The organism is Mycobacterium sherrisii, from assembly GCF_002102355.1.
Classification (GTDB): domain Bacteria; phylum Actinomycetota; class Actinomycetes; order Mycobacteriales; family Mycobacteriaceae; genus Mycobacterium; species Mycobacterium sherrisii.
The window spans coordinates 58,624-76,855 of sequence record NZ_LQPT01000077.1; the positions used below are offsets into that span (position 1 = coordinate 58,624).

Consider the following 18,232-nt stretch of genomic DNA (forward strand, 5'->3'; position numbering starts at 1 on the left):
GCGTCTGCATTGCACCTGGTCGGGCAATCAGAGGCTGACATGCCCCGCGTCGTTGTTCGTCGGGACCGGCGGAGCGTCGTCGTATTCGACGATGTCGCCGCGCAGCGCCTCGTAGATCGCCAGGCCCTGCGACACCAGCCCGGCGGCGACTTGACCGAGGCCCTCGGCGCCGTTGAGCACCGTGAGGTTGGAGTTTGACAGGCCCAGCGCGGCCTTTTCGACGATCTGCGGCAGCTGGTCGACCAACGCCTTGTCCAGCGCGACGCGGTTGTGCGACGCAGCCGCTTCGGCCAGGATCTTCATCTTCTCGGCGTCGGCGACGGCCATGATCCGGACGCGTTCGGCCTCGGCCTCGGCGGGCTTGACGACCTCGGCAACCAGTTCCTGCTGGCGCAGTTCGGCGGCCCGCTGCGCCAGCTCGGTCTTCATCTCCAGCACCTCGCGCTGGGCCTGGGCCTCGGCCAGCGGCCCGGCCTGGGCGGCCTGTGCCTGCGCCTTGTCGACCTCCGCCTTGTACTGGGCCTTGACGATCGCCGTCTCCCGGGCGAACTCCGCCTGCTTGCGCTGCGACTCCTGCTCGGCCTCGGCGGCCGCCTGGTTCGCCTGGGCCTGAGCGATCTGCGCCTGTTGCTGGATGGCTGCGTTGTGCGGCGCCGACATGGCGTTGATGTAGCCGAGGCCGTCGTCGTCGATGGACTGGATCTGTAGCGCGTCGACGGCCAATCCGATGCGGGCCATCTCTTCCTTGGATCCGTCGAGTACTTCGGTGGCCAGTTTCTGGCGTTCCCGGATGATCTGTTCGACCGTCATCGAACCGATGATCGAGCGCAGGTGCCCGGCGAAGATGCGGCCGGTGAGGACGGACATCTGGTCTTGTTCGGACAAGAACCGCTGGGCGGCGCTGATGATGCTTTCGGTGTCATTGCCGACCTTGAACGCGATCACGGCGCGCACGTTGAGGGTGATTCCCTGTTGGGTGACGCACTTTTCGGCCACCTCGGACTCACACATGGCGAGCGTCAGGAAGCGCGCCTTTCGGAAGAACGGGATGACGAACGCGCCGTGCCCGGTGACGACCCGGAAGGGGGCGTTACCCTTGGCCCGGCCGCCGGAAATCAGTAGCGCCTCGTCGGGGGCGGGCACCTTGTAACCGAGCATTTGGGGGCTCCTTTCGGTTGGTTGTGTGCAGCAGCGGGTTTCACTCGCCGGTCGGGCCGGTCCAGGTATGGTGCGGCGTCGGCCAGGCTCGACGACGACGGCCCGCCCGCTACGAATTTCGACCACCAGGACCTGACTGTCCTTGGGCAGTGGGTCGTCGGACCACGCCAGGAAGGTCTCCTTGGCACCCCGCACGGTCACCAGCACCTCGCCGGGACCGCGGTCGCCGCGTGTCGCCACGACGAGCCTGCCCACACAACCGATTGCCACGGCGTCGCTCACGATCGCATATTCCCCCATCGACGGGTTCCAGCGTCGAGTTTCTCCGTCTTTGGCCGTCAGGATGGATCCGCAGGCCGCGATCGGTTCATGGTCGAACAGCATTCGCATCGCAATCCCCTCGCCGCGTGCCGGTACCTGGTCAGCACAGCGTCAAAGCGGCGCCTTGGCGGATCCTCAAAGGCTTCTTGGCGCCGGACCGCAACGGGTCAGACCCAATAGGGAACCCGGGCGCGGTATTGCCGCATCGCGAACGCGGCCAGCAACCAGCCGACGACGGTCAGCACCAGCACCACGGCCCAGTGTCGCAACTCTTGGTGGGCGCCGAGCAGCGGCGCGCGCACGATGTCGAGATAGTGCAGCAGCGGGTTGAGTTCGACAATTTTCGACCAGCGGCCGGCGCCCTGCTGCCGCAGCGTGTCGTCGTTCCAGATGATCGGCGTCATAAAGAACAGCAGCTGCACGACCGAAAACAGCAGCGGTCCGATGTCGCGGTAGCGGGTCGCCAGAATGCCGAAGCACAAAGACACCCAGATGCAGTTGAGCACGATCAGCCCGAGCGCGGGGATCACCGAAAGATCGGCCCACGACCAGGGTTTGGGGAAGATCACTGCGACGACGAAGTAGATGACGATGTTGTGAGCGAACAAGATCATCTGTCGCCACACCAGCCGGTAGACGTGCACGCTCAACGGGGTGGGCAACTGCTTGATCAGTCCTTCGTTGGCTACGAAGACGTCGGCGCCTTCCAGGATGGCCGCGTTGATCAGGTTCCAGATGATCAGCCCGAGGGTGACGTAGGGCAGGTGCACCGCCAGGTCGAGATGAAACAGCTTCGAGTACAGCCCGCCCATCGCGACGGCGGTGGTGCCGGTCGCGATGGTGATCCAGAACGGACCCAGCACCGAGCGGCGGTAGCGCTGCTTGATGTCCTGCCAGCCCAGATGCAACCACAGCTCGTGCCGGCGGAAACCAGAGACCAGGTCGCCCCAGGCCCGGGCGAATGTCCGCGACTGCGCGGCGGCGTCGATGAAAGTCATGATCCTCCCGGCTTGCCGAACTGTTCGCGACGGCCCATGCGGCGCAACCGAATCCACTCCTGCAGGCCCTTGGGATCGCGCCGTGATATCAGGAAGAACCAGCCGAACCGCAGCCACTCCTGAGCGATCAGTTTGCGCAGGCCCGGCTGGGCCAGCAGATAGCCGCGGTTGCGGTAGGTGTAGAACCGCTTCGTCGGATTGTCGGGGTACTGGGTGTGCATGCGGCCACCCAGAATCGGCCGGAACTCGTCGGACCCACACGGATGCAGATAGACGGCGTTCAGGCAAGTTCCGAACGGCAGGCCCGACCGCACCAGCCGGCGGTGCAGTTCCACCTCGTCGCCGCGGATGAACAACCGCATGTCCGGGACGCCGACGGCATCCAGCGTCGACGCCCGGAACAACGCGCCATTGAACAGCGACGCGATGCCGGGCAGCAAGTCCTGTCCCGATTCGGTGCGCAATTCGCTTGCGCGCCTGCGCCATACCAGGCCGCGACGCAACGGAAACGCCAGCCGCTCCGGGTCGTCGAGGTTGCACACCATCGGTGACACCTCGGCCAGGCCGTGTTTGTCGGCGCAGGCCAACAGCGTGGCCAGCACCCCGGGGTCCTGCGGGCGGCCGTCGTCGTCGGCCAGCCACACCCAGTCGGCACCCTGCGCCAGCGCGTGCAAAATGCCGAGTGCGAAGCCGCCCGCTCCGCCGAGGTTGCGGCGTGACGGCAGGTAGGTGGTCGAGATGGGTTGGGCGGCAACCAGTTCGGCTATCCGACTGTCCGCGGCGCCGTCGTTGTCGACGACGATCAGGTGATCGGGTAGCCGGGTCTGGGTGCTGAGCATGTCCAGCGATTTGGCGAGTTCTTGCGCGCGCCGGTGGGTGACCACGACGGCGAAGATGGATTCACTCATCCCCGGAAGCGCTTTGCGCCAGCGGCCGGTCGGTGTGGTTTTGCAGGCGGGTTTCTTCGAGCACCTCGCGCACGTGGCGTGCCGCGTCTTCACCCTCGTAGGCGCGCACCACGTCTTCGATGCCGCCCGATTGCCGGATGCTTCCGTGGTCGATCCACATCGCCGTCTTGCACAGCCGGGCCAAAAATTCGTTGGAATGGCTGGCGAAAACCAGGATTCCGGAACGCTCCACCAGCTTCTGCAGCCGTGACTGCGCCTTCTTCAGAAAGTCGGCGTCCACGGCGCCGATACCCTCGTCCAGCAGCAGGATCTCTGGATCGATGCTGGTGACCACGCCCATCGCCAGCCGGACCCGCATACCGGTGGAGTAGGTGCGCAGCGGCATCGACAGATAATCCCCGAGCTCGGTGAACTCGGCGATCTCGTCGACCTTGCTCAGCATCTGTTTTCGGGTCTGCCCGAGAAACAGGCCGCGGATGATGATGTTTTCGTAACCGGAGATCTCGGGGTCCATGCCCACGCCGAGGTCGAACACCGGTGCGACCCGGCCGGTCACCCTCGCCCAGCCACGGGTGGGCTCGTAGATGCCCGAAAGTAACCGCAGCAGTGTCGATTTCCCGGCCCCGTTGTGGCCGACCAGGCCGACGCGGTCGCCCAGCTCGAGCGACATGGTGATGTCCCGCAACGCCTCGACGACGACGACGTTGGAGTTGTTGCGTCCGATCGTGCCGCCCGCCTTACCCAGAAAGGCTTTCTTCAACGAACGCGACTTGGCGTCGAAGATGGGAAACTCCACCCACGCGCTGCTGGTCTCGATATGCGGACCGCCAGGACCGGACACTGACGCTGCTCTTACAGGTACTGCCCGGTGCCCGAGCCGTGTCCGTGGCCCGAGCGCCCGATGCCGGGCGGCAGCGCGCCTTGGCGCATCTGCTCGAGCTGCGCGCGGGCCGCCATCTGCTGGGCGAACAATGCGGTCTGGATGCCGTGGAACAGTCCCTCGAGCCAGCCGACGAGCTGCGCCTGCGCGATGCGCAACTCGGCATCCGAGGGTTCGGAGTTCTCGCTGAACGGCAGCGTCAGGCGGTCGAGCTCCTCGCGAAGCTCCGGCGCCAGTCCGTCTTCCAGCTCGCGGATGCTGGTGGCGTGGATGTCGCGCAGCCGCTTGCGGCTGGCCTCGTCCAGCGGTGCCGCGCGCACCTCTTCCAGCAGTTGTTTGATCATCGTCCCGATCCGCATCACCTTGGCCGGCTGCTCGACCAGGTCGGTCAGGGAGCGCTCCTCGGAGTCTTCGTCGTCAGCGCCCGCGCGTATTGCCATGACGCGCGGATCGACGCCACCAATGATTTCGACACCGTCGGCGTCTGGGCCATCAGGGCTACCTGAGCCGTTACTCAATCCGGTCACCATCCTCGTGTGGTCCTAGCGGCGGGGCTGATCGGCATCTGCGCGCCATTCGTAGATCTTCGCCCCACCGTTGTCGTAGATCAGCGCCCACGACTTCGATTTTTCCAGCGACACTAGTCCGTCCGGTACGGCGAATCCGCGGACCGTCGGAGTGCTGGTGAGGATGTACCGAATATTGAGGGCTTTAATCGCCTCGACCACCCTGGGATCGGATATGCCGCGCCGGGCGAAGGCCCAGAAGTTGTAACGCTGCGGTCCGGGTCCCATTTGTTGCGGATAGTCATAGTGGGTCCAGAGCGGGTGCAGGTCGGCCACGGCGTACATCCAGGCGGTGCCGTCGGTGTTGGCGTTGCCGATCAGCGTGCTGCGCGCCCCGGGCAACCTGGCCAGATAGGCCATCGCCATCAGGTCGCGCTGGTCGATCATCACGGAGTCGTATTTGTCTCCCATCAGCCACAGGTGCCGGTAGAAGTAGTGCCGAGCGATGAACACGGTGGACAGCACCAGCAGCGCCGCGGTCGCAACCACCCAGATCCGCTCGTGCTGCTTCTCGCTGGTGGGGGAGGGTTTGAGCCGTTCGGTGCCGCGCCGGGCCCCGGCCACCAGCGCGACGACGATCGCGAACAACCCCACCCCGGCCATCGGCTCGAGCAGCAGGGTGATCGCCGCGGAGATGCGGCGGGGATCCTTGTAAAAGAACTCCCCGATGCCCCCGGCCAGCGTGCCGATCACCCCGCCGACCGGGGTGCCGGCGTCGACCCCGACCACGACCAGCAACAGCCACACCACCAGTGGCCACCAGACTTTTTTTACGAGGAAGATCAGACCCCCGATCGCTGTCAGGGCGGTCAGGCCGTACTGGACCGGGAAGTCGTTGAGGTGGCGGGAGTGCTGGAAGACCATGTCGAAGACGCCCCGCCTGGTGCTCAGGTAGGTCAAAAACGAATGCCCGGCGATGATGTCTTCCTGCTGCTGGACGCTGATGAACTGCGGCAACAGGATCAACCCCGCCACCACCACGACACCAGCCAATGCCAGTGCGTCGGCGAGCCTGCCCCGAACCGGACGCCACAAGCAGTCGGCGGCCCACCACGCCAGCAGGAACAGCAGGACGATGAACCCGCCGGTGATGTGCACCGACATGACGCCCACCAGGGCCAGCACGGCGACGGGGATGCGGTCGCGGTGCCGCAGCGTCGAGGTGATCAACACGAAGGTCGGCACGGCGACGCCGTAGGCGGCCAGGTTGGGCATCGCCGCGACGCCGAACTCGACGTAGGGGAGCGCGGTGAATGACGCCGACAGCGCGGCCGCGGTGGCCGACGCTCCCGCCGTGCGCCATTGGCTGGTGTGCGGTCGAACCAGCTGCCAGGTCAGCATCGCCGCGCTGGTCGGGAACAGCCAGACCGACCCCGCCACCGCGTTGAGCGTGTAGGCCGTCGTCGGCGCCGCCCCGGTGAGCTGGCAGAACACGGCGGTCAGCGCGTGAAAAACCGACGGGTAGTAGAGCAGGTGGTGGGTTTCGACGTTGCGCAGCTCGCCCATGTGGGTCGAGGACGCCTGGCCGGTGTCGAGGATGAACCGGACCTCGTTGGCGTGCCAGACCGCGTCCCAGGTGCTGGGGATGGTCTGCCAGTGAGCCGCCAATCCGCGGTAGGCCGCCCACATGACCAGCAGTGCGCCCAATAGGACGCCGGCCGCCACCGCCAGCGCCGGCCAGCCCCCGATGCCGCGGGCTTCGGCCTCGGTGTCGCGGTAGCGGGCGAGCACCAGCTGCAGAGCCGTCATCACGATGCACACGACGGCCAGTGCGGCGAGCGCAGTCCAACCGTTCCACGGTATTCCGACGGCACCGAAGGGGATGATCGCCAGCGCGATCACGCCGTAGGTCAGCGCCGGGCCCACGGCGACCGCGACCGGCCAGCTCAGCTGGGCTATGCGCGCGATGATGGTCCCCGGGGCGATCAGCAAGAACAGCGCGGTCAGCGTTCCGATCCAGAGCCCCACTCGACTAGTATGGCTGCCCGGGTGACCTGGCTCGGGAAGCCGCCGTCTGGCTTGAACCGTCGCGGCGCCCGCAACCGTCACAGTTTCGCGGGATTACGCAAGCTCTAAGGTGGCTGGCATGGCTTACGACGTCGCCCGGGTGCGCGGACTGCATCCATCGCTGGGTGACGGGTGGGTGCACTTCGACGCCCCGGCCGGGATGTTGATTCCCGATTCCGTGGCGACCACCGTTTCCACGGCGTTCCGCCGGTCGGCCGCCACGACCGTGGGGGCGCACCCGTCGGCGCAGCGCAGCGCGGCGGTGTTGGACGCGGCCCGGGCCGCGGTGGCCGACCTGTTCAACGCGGACCCCGCGGGCGTGGTGCTGGGCGCCGACCGCGCGATCCTGCTGTCCTCGCTCGCCGAGGCGTCGTCCTCGCGGGCCGGGCTGGGATATGAGGTGGTCGTCAGCCGGCTGGACGACGAGGCCAACATCGCGCCCTGGCTGCGGGCGGCGCACCGCTACGGCGCCAAGGTGAAGTGGGCCGAGGTCGACATCGAGACCGGTGAGCTGCCGACGTGGCAGTGGGAAGGCTTGGTCGGGAAATCCACCCGGCTGATTGCTGTGACGTCGGCGTCGGGCACGTTGGGCACCGTCACCGAGCTGCGGGCGATGACCAAGCTGGTGCACGACGTCGGCGGCATGGTGATCGTGGACCATTCGGCGGCCGCGCCGTATCGGCTGCTCGACGTCAAAGAGACCGACATCGACGTGGTGGCGGTGAACGCGCTTGCTTGGGGCGGCCCGCCGATCGGGGCGATCGTGTTTCGCGATCCGGCGCTGATCAACACGTTCAGCGCGGTTTCCACCGATCCCAACGCCAGCGGCCCGGCGCGTTTGGAGGTCGGTGCGCATCAGTACGGTCTGCTGGCCGGCGTGGTGGCCAGCATCGAATACCTTGCCGCGCTGGACGAGTCGGCGCGCGGCACCCGGCGCGAGCGGCTGTCGGTGTCCATGCAATCCGCCGCGGCGTATATGACCCGCATCTTCGATTACCTGATGACGTCGTTGCGGTCGTTGCCGTTGATGATGCTGATCGGTCGCCCGGAGGTGCGCATCCCGGTGGTCAGCTTCGCGTTGCACGGTGTGCCGGCCGAGCGGGTCGTTCAGCGGTTGGCGGACAACGGAATTCTGGCCGTCTCGAACGCAAGCTCGCGGGTGCTCGACGCGCTGGGCGCCAACGAGGTAGGCGGCGCGGTGACCGTCGGGCTGGCGCACTACTCGACGATGGCCGAGGTCGACCAGCTGGTGCGTGCACTGGCATCGTTCGGCTGATCGACGTCTATCTCACGCTCGCCCGTGTCGTGATGGCGTTCCCGGTGCCTGGAAGGCGGCGACACGCCGACCCATGCCGCCCTGTCAGCACGGCGAAAACCTCAGCGGCACAACGGAGATGGGACGGCTAAACGGTCAGCACGATCTTGCCGTGCACCTCGCCGGCCACCAGGCTGCGGTGGGCCTCGCCGGCCTTGTTGACCGGCATCCGCGCCCCGATGATCGGCCGGACCCGCCCGTCGGCAATCATCGGCCAGACCGACTTCGTCACCGCCGCAACGATTTCGCCCTTGCTGTTCGGGCCGGTCACCGGCCGGGCCCGCAACGTGGTGCCGATGACCCGCAAGCGTTTCGGCAGCAGTTTGCCGATGTTCAGCTCGGCCTTCAGCCCGCCCTGCATGCCGATGATGACCAGCTGACCGTCGGGGGCCAGCGCGTCCAGATTGCGGTCCAGGTAGGAGGCGCCCATGATGTCGAAGATCACGTCGGCGCCGTCGGTCTGCTCGCGCAGCCGCGCGACGAAGTCCTCTTCGTGATAGTTGATCGTGATCTCGGCGCCTAGGTCGCGACAGATGTCGAGCTTGGCCGCCGAGCCGGCGGTGACCGCCACCCGCGCACCCAACGCCCTGGCGATCTGGATCGCGTGCGTGCCGATGCCGCTGGCCCCGCCGTGCATCAGCAGCAGCTGACCCTTGCTCAGATTCGCGGTCAGCACCAGATTCGACCACACCGTGCAGGCCACCTCGGGCAGCCCCGCGGCGTCCTCCAGCGTTACCCCGTGGGGTACCGGCAACACCTGCACCGCGGGAACCGCGACGTATTCGGCGTAGCCGCCGCCGGCCAGCAACGCGCAAACCTCTTGTCCCACGGACCATCCCGTGACACCAGACCCCACTTCGGCGATCAGGCCGGACACTTCCATGCCGATGGTGTCGCTGGCTCCCGGCGGTGGCGGATACTTCCCGGCGGCCTGCAGCACGTCGGCCCGGTTGACCCCGGCCGCGGCGACTTTGATCAAGACCTCGCCGGGACCCGCAGAGACATCGGGGATCTCTTGCCAGACGAGTTGGTCGGAGGATTCGGCGACGATAGCGCGCATGCGGGCCACGGTACTAGCCCCGTTACCCTGGTCAGCGGTGGCGTGGCAGAGCGGCCTAATGCACTCGCCTTGAAAGCGAGAGACGGCAAAAACCGTCCGGGGGTTCAAATCCCTCCGCCACCGCTGCGTGCAGCGGCGACGCTGCGACCGTGTCGGTGAACAGCGAACGACTAGTGCAGCGTCGGCGCCTTGCTGTTCGAGCTGCTCACGCAGCGCCCGCCACTTGAGCTCGCGTTGGGCCTCGGCGTCATGGGTGTCGTGGGAATCGTCGAAGTAAACCGAGGCGAATGGCCCCGGGCCGTCCAGCAGCGAACGGAAGCGCCCAGTATCGATAGCGCTTAGGGTGCCCGCCGAGACAGCAGACGGATCGGACTCAGGCCCGGTCGCCCTCGGTGTCGTCGAAGAACGACCACTGCCCGTCATGCTCGACTTCCATGCGCCAGCCTAGTTCGCTGTTGTCGGCCTTGTTGTCGACGAACCATGCGTGCGCGTCGTCGGCGCTTTCGATGTCCTTGGTGGCGACGACTTCACCGTGCGGGTTGATCACTCGATAGTTGGCCATTGCCACAGTGTTCCCACCGGGGGCGCGGTCAACCCGTCGGGATTTCGGCGGCGATGGTGTTCATCAGGGCGACGTAGCGGCGGCCTTCCGGATCGCGGCCGGGTTTGCCGCTGCTGATCAGGCCGGCCGCCAGGCTGCGTTGCGGGTCGGCCCAGATCGCGATGTTGACCAGCCCGAGGTGACCGAACGCGGCCGGCGCGTTGCGTCCGAACGGGCCGAACCTGTTGGTGCCCAGGATGAATCCGGTCGACCAGCGTGCCGGCATCAGGCCGACCGCGAAGTCCGGCCGCAACCGCCGGCTTTCGGCGGTCGCGGCACGCAGCGTGTCCGGCCGCATCACCTGTACGCCGTCGAGTTCGCCTCCGCGGCGCCATATTTCGGCGAAGCGGGACATCTCGTCGGCCGTCGAGACGGTGTTGGACGACGGGATCACGGTGGTCAGGAAGAACGGCGTGTTGGTCACCGGGATCATCTCGTGCATGGTGCCGCCGATGGCCTTGCGGAATATCTGCGCGATGACCGGAGTCAACGGCCGGCCGGTCGCGTGGCTCGGCGCGACCAGCTCGAGGTCTTTTTTGTCGACACCGAAGTTGGTCCAGCGGAAGCCGAGCGGGTCGAGGATCTCGGCGGCCAGGATTTCGCGGATGTCCTTGCCGGTGGCCGCGTAGACGATTTCGCGCATCAGCGGGCCCCATGTCAGCGCGTGATAAACGTGCACCAGGCCGGGACGGTAGAGCGGCCGCAGGTTGCTGAGCATCTCCTGCGCGTACTGGTGATCGTCGGTCCGCTTGAGGTCCGGCATCGGCCCTGTGGGGAAGGGCAGCCCGGCGCTGTGGGTCATCACGTGGCGGATCGTGATGCGGTCCTTGCCGTGGCTGGTGAAGTTGGGCAGGTACTCGCACACCCGATCGTCGAGCGAGAAAACGCCGCGTTCGACGAGCATGTGCACCACGGTCGCGGTGATGCCCTTGGCCGCTGAGTACACGCAGAACGGCGTGTCGGTGGTGACGGGGATTTTGTCGCTGTCGGGGGCATCGGTGGGGGCGTTGCCCCAGCCGTGGCCGATTGCGCGGTTGAGCACGACGCGCCCACGGTGCCGGAGGCACAGCTGGATGGCCGGATGCATGCCCGCCCGATACCAGTGCCGGACGGCCTGCCAGATGCGTTCGACGGCGGCGGGGTCGATGCCGGAATGGTCTTCCTCGCCGACGGCGGTGACCGCATCCACGTCGGCCGGGACGCGGATCTTTCCGTCTTCAGTCGTAGTCGCCACCCCAGCGAGGGTACGTGGCGGCGAATTACTCCCCGGTGAACTGCGGCGCGCGATTGGCGAACGTCGCCGAGATGCCTTCGGTGAGGTCCTTGGAGGGCAGGAACGCCGCGTTCCACGCCGCGACGTACCGCAGGCTCTCTGCGACGGCGGCGGCGCGCTGCTGGTCCAGCACGTCCTTGATGCCGTGCACGGTCAGCGGTGGGTTGGCGGCAATCTCCGCGGCGGTGGCGTGGGCGGCGGCCAGCGTCGCCTCGGCGTCGGTGTACACGTCGTTGACCAGGCCGATCTTCTCGGCGCGGGCGGCGTCGATGTCCTTGCCGGTCAGCGCGAGCTCGCGCAGATGACCGTCGTTGAGGATCAGCGGCAGCCGGGCCAGGCTGCCGACGTCGGCGACGATGGCGAGTTTGACTTCCCGTACCGAGAACTTGGCGTCGGCGCTGGCGTAGCGGATGTCGACGGCGGAGATCAAGTCCACGCCGCCGCCGATGCACCAGCCGTGCACCGACGCGATGGTGGGCGTGCGGCAGTCGGCGACCGCGGTGATCGCCGCCTGCATGCGCTTGACCTCGCGGTGGAACACCGCGCGGGGCCCGGCAAGCGCATCGCCGGACAGCAGCGGCGTGAAGGAGCCGCCCATGGCCGGCACGTCCAGGCCGTAGCTGAAGTTCTTGCCGGAACCGGTCAGCACGATGGCCCGCACCTCGGGGTCGGCGTCCAGGGTGGCGAATAGTTCGGGCAACTCCGACCAGAACGCGGGCCCCATCGCGTTGCCCTTGCCCGGCCCGATCAGTGTCACCTGTGCGACCAGGTCTTTGATCTCGACGGTGACGGATTCGTATGTTTCGCCCATGTGCAGACCGTAGCGTGGCAAATATGTCTCGTGATTTGCGACCCGGCCCTCATTCCCCGCCCGCCGACGAGCTGCACAGCGCGGAGGACACGTTAGGCATCTTGCAGCGCGTGCTTCATCCCATCGCCACCGACGATCTGTCCAAGCAGACACCGTGCACCGAGTTCGACGTCGCCAAGTTGACCGAGCATCTACTCAAGTCGATCGGCGGCATCGGCGGCATGGTCGGCGCCGAGATTCCGGCGAGCGAGGGACAAGGTTCCGTCGAGCGGCAAATCATCGCCGCGGCTCGGCCCGCCCTGGACGCCTGGCATCGCCGGGGCCTGGACGGCACGGTCAGTGTCGGCGACAACGAAATGTCGGCCCGGGCGGCGTGCGGCATCTTCTCGATCGAATTCCTGGTCCACGCTTGGGATTACGCGGTCGCGGTGGGGCATCAGCTCAACGCCCCCCAACCGCTGGCCGAGTACGTGCTGGATCTCGCGCACAAGACGATCCGGCCGGAGTTCCGCGGGTCCGCAGGCTTCGCCGATCCCGTCGAGGTGCCCGACGACGCGGGGGCGCTGGAGAGGCTGGTCGCGTTCACCGGCCGCGACCCGGCCGCCTAACGGCGCATACCGGCCGTTACACCCGTTCGAGGTAGAAGTAGAAGTACCGGCCCTTATCGCGCACACCCTTGCCGTTCATGATGCCCATCACGGCGTCGTCGTCGATCTTCTTGAAGTGGTCGTGCACCGGCTGCCCGTCGTAAACCATCGTCGCGGTGACCTCGCCGCGGAACTCCTCCAGCCACAGGCTGGCCTCGCCCTTACCCATCTCGGTGTTGGAGAACTTGTTGCCGTCGGCGTCCAGGCACACCAGGGGCTGCACGTCGCGCTCGGAGTTGAAGTTCTTGCCAAACCAGCGGGCCTTTTCCAGCAGATCGTTCATGCGGTGGCCGGTGGCGAACCCGCCGCCCCTCCACTGTCCGATCATGCCGTCGAGTGTGGCCGGCTCCAGGCTCGCCCAAAAATCGTCGAGCTCGACGTCATCGATCGGGCTGCTGCGTTCTTTGAAGTCGGTGAACTTCTTGCGCGCCAAGCTCATTCGTCACTCCCGGCTATCCAGTTGCCGGCGAACTGAAGCAGGGCGTCGTTCTCCTGTGGCGCGCCGATGGAGACGCGGACCCCATCGTCGCCGTAGGGACGCAGCACGATCCCCGCGTCGGCGGCCCGCGCGACGAAGCCCGGCGTCCTGGGCCCCAACGGCAGCCAGACGAAGTTGGCCTGCGACGGCGGCAAACTGAACCCGGCGTCGCGCAACCCGGTGCTCACCCGCACCCGGTCGGCCACCACCGCGTCGGTGCGGGCCAACAGTTCGTCGGCGGCATCCAACGAGGCAATCGCGGCGGCCTGCGAGACGTTCGTGACGGAGAACGGGACGAAAACCTGATCCAGCGCGGTGATCACGTCGGGGTGGCCGACGGCGTAGCCGACGCGCAGTCCTGCCAACCCGTAGGCCTTCGAAAACGTGCGCAGCACAACAACATTGGGGTGTGTGCGGACCAACCCCAGGCTGTCGGGCAACATGTCGTCGCGAATGTACTCGACGTAGGCCTCGTCGAGGGCGATCACGATGTGCGGCGGGACGGCCTCGACGAAGCGCGTCAACGCGTCCGGGTCGACGACCGTCGACGTGGGGTTGTTGGGGTTGCATACGAAGATCAGCCGGGTGCGTTCGGTGATCGCGGCCAGCATCGCGTACAGGTCGAAGGTGTGGTCGGTCAACGGCACCTTGACCCCGACGGCACCGGCGACCTGGGCCAGCGGCGGATAAAGCTCGAAGCTGCGCCAGCCGAAGATCACCTCGTCGCCGGCCGAGGCGGTGATCTGAACCAGCTGCTGGCAAAGGCTTACCGAGCCGGCGCCGACGGCGACGTGCTCGGGTTCGAAGCCGGAGCCGAGATGTTTGGCGAGCGCGGCCTTGAGGTGAACGCAGCCGTTGTCGGGATAGCGGTTGACGATGTCAGTCGCTCGTTCGATCGCGGCGCGAACGCTCGGCAGCGGGCCGAACACCGTTTCGTTGCTGGCCAGTTTGATCGAGCCCGGCACGGTCTTACCAGGCACGTATACCGGCAGCCCGGCCAGCTCGGGCCGTAGGCGGGCAGTCACTTCGACAGCATATGTCGCGGCTGTGTACGCTATGCCTCCGGCGGTTCCGGGACGCCCGCCATGCGTCCGGTACCCTCAGAAAGTCCAAGGGAGGCGTGCCAGAGCGGCCGAATGGGGCTCACTGCTAATGAGTTGTCCCCCTCAAAGGGGACCGGAGGTTCAAATCCTCTCGCCTCCGCTGAGTCCTTTCGAGGACGCATAACTGAACACCGGCGCCCGTAGCTCAACGGATAGAGCATCTGACTACGGATCAGAAGGTTAGGGGTTCGAATCCCTTCGGGCGCGCTTTGCAGCAGCGAATGTCCGGCCTATCCCGGTTTGGCGGGGCAGTAAATGGCCACCGCGGTGTTGACGAACACCACCGATTCGGTGAATGTCATGCCTTCCCGCGTGAGGCGGTTGGCAAGCTCTGTCAGGGTCCGGCCTTCAGCGGCTCGGGTGCACGTCTCGTGGGCGGCCTTGACCAGTGCGGCACCGCCATCGGCGGGGGCGCTGCCGTGCAAGGTGGTCATGACCGCGATCAGCCGCTCGTCGGCGTTCTTGGGCATTGCGCCGCGCGACGGGATCGCCGGTGGTGCACCGGCCGAGCCGTACGGCGACAGGATCACGGTCGGCCGGGTCGCGACCAGCAGCACGCCCACGACCGCGATCACCAGGAAGGCACCCGCGATCACCACGCCGGAAAAGCCCTCGGTGGTGACCTTGTGGCGGGGGCTGCGGTGCAGGGCTGCGCCCGGGTCGGGCGGGGCGCCCCCAGCGTGTGTCTGGACGTGATCGGTTGCGGCGGGCTTTGTTCGGCGCGCGATATGCATCGTCGACGTTCCCCCGCTGACTCGATGAATTTCAGCCGTGGCCAGCCCGTTAGCACCCGGTCGAATAAGGCCGCAGTCTAATTCGGCGACGTTCGCCGTGGGGCCGGTTCGTGCGATTCGCCGCGGACCTACTCCGGATGCCGGTCGCTGTCGGCGCCGTCGGTGTCGGGCATCGGCCCGATAGTGGCGATCATCGGGACTCGCAGCGTCTTACCGCCGGCGATCGGCAGGTGGATCGAGAAGAAGACGATCTTGAGCTCCAGGCTCACTTGCCGCATCGGCTGGGCATAGAGGTCAAAGCGCATGTCCCGCAACCGCGCCAGGCCGCGTTCGAGCCGACTCATGGCGTCGACCCTAGTTGCTCGCGTTGCGGGTGCGCCACGGGCGCTGATCAAACCCCGGGGCGACGTGGTCAGGACTCGGTGGCGATCAAGGCCAGCGCCCGCTCGAACAGGTGGACCGTGCCGGCGTGCAATTGATCGCCGACCTGCTTCTCGGCCTTGCCGGCACACGCGCGTGCCAAGGTGCCCTCGATGACGATGCCCAGCTTGAAACAGGCCAGCACGGTATACCAGGTGATCTGGGACAGGTCGCGGGTGGTGTTGGCGGCGTAACGCTCGAGGAGCTCGTCGGTGCTGGCCAACCCGTCCTGCCCGCCGAGCGCATGGCTGAACACGCTCGATCCGTCCGGCTGACGCCAAGTGGCCAGCAGCCAGCCCAGGTCCAGCAGCGGATCCCCGATGGTGCACATCTCCCAGTCGACGATCGCCACGACGTCGGACCCGGTGTGGGAGAACATGACGTTGGCGGCGTGGTAGTCGCCGTGCATGATGCCGGGCGTCCACGTCGCCGGGCGGTGATGTTCGAGCCAGCCGGATACCTCATCGATCCCCGGGATGTCGGGGCCGGGATAGCCGTCGTACTCGCTGTAGGAGTCCAGCTCGGCGAGCCAGCGCGGGACCTGGCGTTCCAGAAAGCCCTGCGGCTTGCCGAAATCGCTGAGACCCACCGCGGCGTGGTCGACGGCACCCAGTCTTGCCAGGGCGTCGGCCATGGACAGGCCCATGCCGTGCCGGATCTCGGCGTTACCGGCGTGCAGCGGCGGCAGGCCCTCGCCGGCGTTGAACCCGTCGATCGGGTCCATCAAATAGAACACGGCGTCGCCCAGCACACCCGGGTCCTCGCAGACGGCGATCAGGTGGGGGTGTGGCACGTCGGAACCGGCAAGTGCCGCAAGCACTTTCGTTTCCCGCAGGATCACGCTGTTGCTGCGCGGACGCAGATGCCGCGGTCCGCGGCGCAGCACATAGGGCCGACCGGATCGTTCGAACCGCAGCATCACGTTCTGTGTTCCGCCGGTCACGGGGGAAACGTTGTCCAGCGGTCCTTCGCCCAGGCCCTGCGCAGACATCCATTCCGCAACGGCTGTCAAGTCCACGTGCTCCACGTGGTGTGAACCTACTCTGCGGCTACGCGTCGGCCCTTCGGTGCCAGGGTGTAACAGAAAGTCTGTGCGAGGATCATGCCGTCGCGGAACACGAAGGTGTCGACGCCGTCGTCGGCGCGATGGTCGGCCGTCTCGGCGCGCCACTGAAGGAAGAGAAAGTCACCGTCGAAGATCTGCGTCTTGAGGGCCCATTCCGCGCTCGGCAGATCGTCGAGCAGCGCGGCGAAGGCCTTGCGGATGGCGTCTTTGCCGCGCGCACTGCCCATCGGGCTGATCACCACGGCGTCCTCGTGGTAGTCGGCGACGATCGCGTCGAGGTCGCCGGCGACAATCGCCTTGACGTGTTGATCGAATACTTCCTGGGGCGTACGTATCATGGCGCTCCTCGCTGAAACTGTGGACCGTCTGGGAATCAGCCTAGGTGCCCATGGTCGCGACGCCAGCGGTCCGAGAGCCTGGAAGAATAGTGAACGCAACCGACTATCAAGGTGGAGGAACGGCATGCCGCGGACCGATAACGATTCTTGGGACATCACGCAGAGCGTGGGGGCCACCGCGCTCGGCGTCGCGGCGGCCCGTGCCGCGGAGACCGAGAGCGACGATCCCCTCATCCGCGACCCGTTCGCACGCGTCTTCGTCGACGCCGCGGGGGAGGGTGTGTGGAGCATCTACGCCGATCCCGCGCTGTTGGCCAAGGCCGTCGCGATCGAACCGGACGTGCAACATCGGCTGCAGCTGATGGTCGACTTCATGGCGACCCGCACGGCGTTTTTCGACGAGTTCTTTCTCGGTGCGGCCGAGTCCGGCGTTCGGCAGGTGGTGATCCTGGCGTCCGGCTTGGACGCCCGGAGCTGGCGGTTGCCCTGGCCGGACGGCACCGTCGTCTACGAGCTGGACCAACCGAAGGTTCTTCAGTTCAAAAACGAGACGCTGCGCGAACACGGTGCACACCCGAGGGCGCGGCTGGTGAACATCGCCGTGGATCTGCGGCAGGATTGGCCGAAAGCATTGCAGGACGCCGGTTTTGACCCTTCGCAGCCCAGCGCATGGTCGGCCGAGGGGTTGATTCGGTATCTGCCGGCGCAGGCTCAGGACTTGTTGTTCGAACGGATCCTTTCCCTGAGCGCGCCGGGCAGCTGGTTGGCGTCCAACGTTCCGGGGGAGGGATTCGCCGATCCCGAGAAGGTGCGTCGGCACCGCGAAGACATGGCGCGGGTGCGCGCCGCAGCCGCGAAGGTCATCGACGCGGAAGTCACCGATTTCGACGAGCTGTGGTATCCGGAAGAGCGCACGCCCGTCGACAGCTGGCTGCGTGAGCGTGGTTGGGACGTACTGTCGTTGAGCTTCCCCGAACTGATGGCCCGCTACGGGCGCAGCATTCCGGCGGGGCACGAGGACTCGATGTCGCCGATGCAGTTCATCTCGGCGCACCTCACGGCGTAAACATCGCCCGGCGGTTCGGACGAACCTCGAGTTCGTCACGGCGCCTACCGGTTTCGGCCGGGACAATCACGATTAATCGGGCCAGGCTACTCAGGTTAGATCAGCACGTGTGGTACTGCCCGTTGACCGGGTCCGAATGGCATTTCTGCTGCCGCGGAGTTTGCCGTGCCGATGTTTAGACATAAGTCCAATGGGTACCGTTAGGCCACGGGAATGTCTTTCTCGAACGGAGGTCACGATGCGTGGTCGCGGAATAATCGGCGCGGTCGTTCTGGTGTGGCTGCTCATTGGGGTCTTCGCGGCTTGGCAACGCGGTTACTTCAAAAATGAGCAAACCAACTGTGTCACAGCAGGAAACATCGCTCTAACTGTGGTGGCGGGTCCGCTGAATTACGGGGGCGTCAACCCGAAAGTCAAGGATTGCCATGTGCCGCAACCCAGTTCTATGCCGAGTCAACTAGTGTCACTCACGTAAAGGAAAC

The 18,232-nt window shown here is 66.5% G+C and carries 20 protein-coding genes and 3 tRNA genes; 7 read left to right on the plus strand and 16 right to left on the minus strand.

The window, feature by feature from the left end; genetic code table 11:
* Positions 1-27: 27 nt before the first annotated feature.
* The 6 genes from AWC25_RS14090 to AWC25_RS14115 all read right to left on the minus strand — a co-directional run bounded on the left by AWC25_RS14090 (position 28) and on the right by AWC25_RS14115 (position 6,799).
* Entirely contained in the window at positions 28-1,158 is a 1,131-nt protein-coding gene (locus tag AWC25_RS14090) for an SPFH domain-containing protein (protein WP_085166981.1), read from the minus strand.
* A 488-nt stretch (positions 1,159-1,646) separates the two neighbouring features.
* Positions 1,647-2,477 carry a galactan export ABC transporter permease subunit Wzm/RfbD gene (wzm, locus tag AWC25_RS14095; protein ID WP_069402653.1) on the minus strand — a complete coding sequence of 277 codons (831 nt, stop codon included), beginning with the start codon at positions 2,475-2,477 and terminating at the stop codon, positions 1,647-1,649.
* A complete protein-coding gene (gene glfT1, locus AWC25_RS14100; RefSeq protein ID WP_069402654.1) occupies positions 2,474-3,385 on the minus strand; it encodes a galactofuranosyltransferase GlfT1 in 912 nt (303 codons plus the stop codon). The genes wzm and glfT1 overlap by 4 nt, the downstream gene beginning before the upstream one ends.
* On the minus strand, positions 3,378-4,226 hold the full coding sequence (wzt, locus tag AWC25_RS14105) for a galactan export ABC transporter ATP-binding subunit Wzt/RfbE (RefSeq protein WP_069402655.1): 849 nt from the start codon (positions 4,224-4,226) through the stop codon (positions 3,378-3,380). The genes glfT1 and wzt overlap by 8 nt, the downstream gene beginning before the upstream one ends.
* Positions 4,227-4,237: 11 nt before the next feature.
* Positions 4,238-4,795 carry a bacterial proteasome activator family protein gene (locus AWC25_RS14110; RefSeq protein ID WP_069402656.1) on the minus strand — a complete coding sequence of 186 codons (558 nt, stop codon included), beginning with the start codon at positions 4,793-4,795 and terminating at the stop codon, positions 4,238-4,240.
* 12 nt (positions 4,796-4,807) lie between these two features.
* Complete coding sequence (locus tag AWC25_RS14115) at positions 4,808-6,799, minus strand: DUF6541 family protein (protein ID WP_085166962.1); 1,992 nt, start codon at positions 6,797-6,799, stop codon at positions 4,808-4,810.
* 118 nt (positions 6,800-6,917) lie between these two features.
* Here AWC25_RS14115 and AWC25_RS14120 point away from each other — a divergent pair, with 118 nt between their 5' ends.
* Positions 6,918-8,114, plus strand: a complete 1,197-nt coding sequence (locus AWC25_RS14120; RefSeq protein ID WP_069402658.1) for a cysteine desulfurase-like protein — start codon at positions 6,918-6,920, stop codon at positions 8,112-8,114.
* 127 nt (positions 8,115-8,241) lie between these two features.
* Here AWC25_RS14120 and AWC25_RS14125 read toward each other — a convergent pair whose 3' ends face one another.
* The gene (locus AWC25_RS14125; RefSeq protein ID WP_069402659.1) at positions 8,242-9,213 is read right to left on the minus strand and encodes an NAD(P)H-quinone oxidoreductase; all 972 of its coding nucleotides are present in this window, start codon (positions 9,211-9,213) and stop codon (positions 8,242-8,244) included.
* A gap of 36 nt (positions 9,214-9,249) precedes the next feature.
* Between AWC25_RS14125 and AWC25_RS14130 the strand changes: the two genes are divergently transcribed.
* A tRNA-Ser gene (locus tag AWC25_RS14130) sits at positions 9,250-9,336 on the plus strand.
* Positions 9,337-9,586: 250 nt separating this feature from the next.
* On the opposite strand, the gene AWC25_RS14135 is transcribed toward AWC25_RS14130, so the two are convergent.
* From AWC25_RS14135 to AWC25_RS14145, 3 genes are read right to left on the minus strand one after another with little or no spacing between them, the layout of a single operon-like run.
* Entirely contained in the window at positions 9,587-9,775 is a 189-nt protein-coding gene (locus tag AWC25_RS14135) for a hypothetical protein (protein ID WP_069402660.1), read from the minus strand.
* A gap of 28 nt (positions 9,776-9,803) precedes the next feature.
* A complete protein-coding gene (gene lipE, locus AWC25_RS14140; RefSeq protein ID WP_069402661.1) occupies positions 9,804-11,048 on the minus strand; it encodes a lipase LipE in 1,245 nt (414 codons plus the stop codon).
* Positions 11,049-11,073: 25 nt separating this feature from the next.
* Positions 11,074-11,898, minus strand: a complete 825-nt coding sequence (locus AWC25_RS14145; protein ID WP_085166963.1) for a crotonase/enoyl-CoA hydratase family protein — start codon at positions 11,896-11,898, stop codon at positions 11,074-11,076.
* A gap of 23 nt (positions 11,899-11,921) precedes the next feature.
* Between AWC25_RS14145 and AWC25_RS14150 the strand changes: the two genes are divergently transcribed.
* The gene (locus AWC25_RS14150) at positions 11,922-12,506 is read left to right on the plus strand and encodes a TIGR03086 family metal-binding protein (RefSeq protein ID WP_198166735.1); all 585 of its coding nucleotides are present in this window, start codon (positions 11,922-11,924) and stop codon (positions 12,504-12,506) included.
* Between the two features lie 16 nt (positions 12,507-12,522).
* On the opposite strand, the gene AWC25_RS14155 is transcribed toward AWC25_RS14150, so the two are convergent.
* The gene (locus AWC25_RS14155; protein ID WP_069402664.1) at positions 12,523-12,984 is read right to left on the minus strand and encodes a DUF4334 domain-containing protein; all 462 of its coding nucleotides are present in this window, start codon (positions 12,982-12,984) and stop codon (positions 12,523-12,525) included.
* Positions 12,981-14,048: a pyridoxal phosphate-dependent aminotransferase gene (locus AWC25_RS14160; protein WP_085166964.1), complete on the minus strand. Its 1,068-nt coding sequence runs from the start codon at positions 14,046-14,048 to the stop codon at positions 12,981-12,983. Before AWC25_RS14160 ends, AWC25_RS14155 begins: the two co-directional genes overlap by 4 nt.
* Before the next feature lie 89 nt (positions 14,049-14,137).
* On the opposite strand from AWC25_RS14160, the gene AWC25_RS14165 reads away from it, so the two are divergent.
* Together AWC25_RS14165 and AWC25_RS14170 are read left to right on the plus strand one after the other, a co-directional pair.
* Positions 14,138-14,226, plus strand: a tRNA-Ser gene (locus tag AWC25_RS14165).
* A 34-nt stretch (positions 14,227-14,260) separates the two neighbouring features.
* A tRNA-Arg gene (locus AWC25_RS14170) sits at positions 14,261-14,333 on the plus strand.
* A 23-nt stretch (positions 14,334-14,356) separates the two neighbouring features.
* Here AWC25_RS14170 and AWC25_RS14175 read toward each other — a convergent pair.
* From AWC25_RS14175 to AWC25_RS14190, 4 genes are all read right to left on the minus strand, one after another.
* Positions 14,357-14,860 (minus strand): DUF732 domain-containing protein, encoded by a 504-nt coding sequence (locus AWC25_RS14175; protein ID WP_069400059.1) that lies wholly within the window; start codon positions 14,858-14,860, stop codon positions 14,357-14,359.
* A gap of 128 nt (positions 14,861-14,988) precedes the next feature.
* The gene (locus tag AWC25_RS14180) at positions 14,989-15,204 is read right to left on the minus strand and encodes a hypothetical protein (RefSeq protein WP_069400058.1); all 216 of its coding nucleotides are present in this window, start codon (positions 15,202-15,204) and stop codon (positions 14,989-14,991) included.
* 68 nt (positions 15,205-15,272) lie between these two features.
* Positions 15,273-16,271: a phosphotransferase family protein gene (locus tag AWC25_RS14185; RefSeq protein ID WP_085166982.1), complete on the minus strand. Its 999-nt coding sequence runs from the start codon at positions 16,269-16,271 to the stop codon at positions 15,273-15,275.
* A gap of 47 nt (positions 16,272-16,318) precedes the next feature.
* The gene (locus AWC25_RS14190; protein WP_069400056.1) at positions 16,319-16,684 is read right to left on the minus strand and encodes a nuclear transport factor 2 family protein; all 366 of its coding nucleotides are present in this window, start codon (positions 16,682-16,684) and stop codon (positions 16,319-16,321) included.
* Between the two features lie 124 nt (positions 16,685-16,808).
* On the opposite strand from AWC25_RS14190, the gene AWC25_RS14195 reads away from it, so the two are divergent.
* Positions 16,809-17,750 carry a class I SAM-dependent methyltransferase gene (locus tag AWC25_RS14195; protein WP_085166965.1) on the plus strand — a complete coding sequence of 314 codons (942 nt, stop codon included), beginning with the start codon at positions 16,809-16,811 and terminating at the stop codon, positions 17,748-17,750.
* Positions 17,751-17,988: 238 nt separating this feature from the next.
* The gene (locus tag AWC25_RS27420) at positions 17,989-18,225 is read left to right on the plus strand and encodes a hypothetical protein (protein WP_232326970.1); all 237 of its coding nucleotides are present in this window, start codon (positions 17,989-17,991) and stop codon (positions 18,223-18,225) included.
* Positions 18,226-18,232 lie beyond the last annotated feature (7 nt).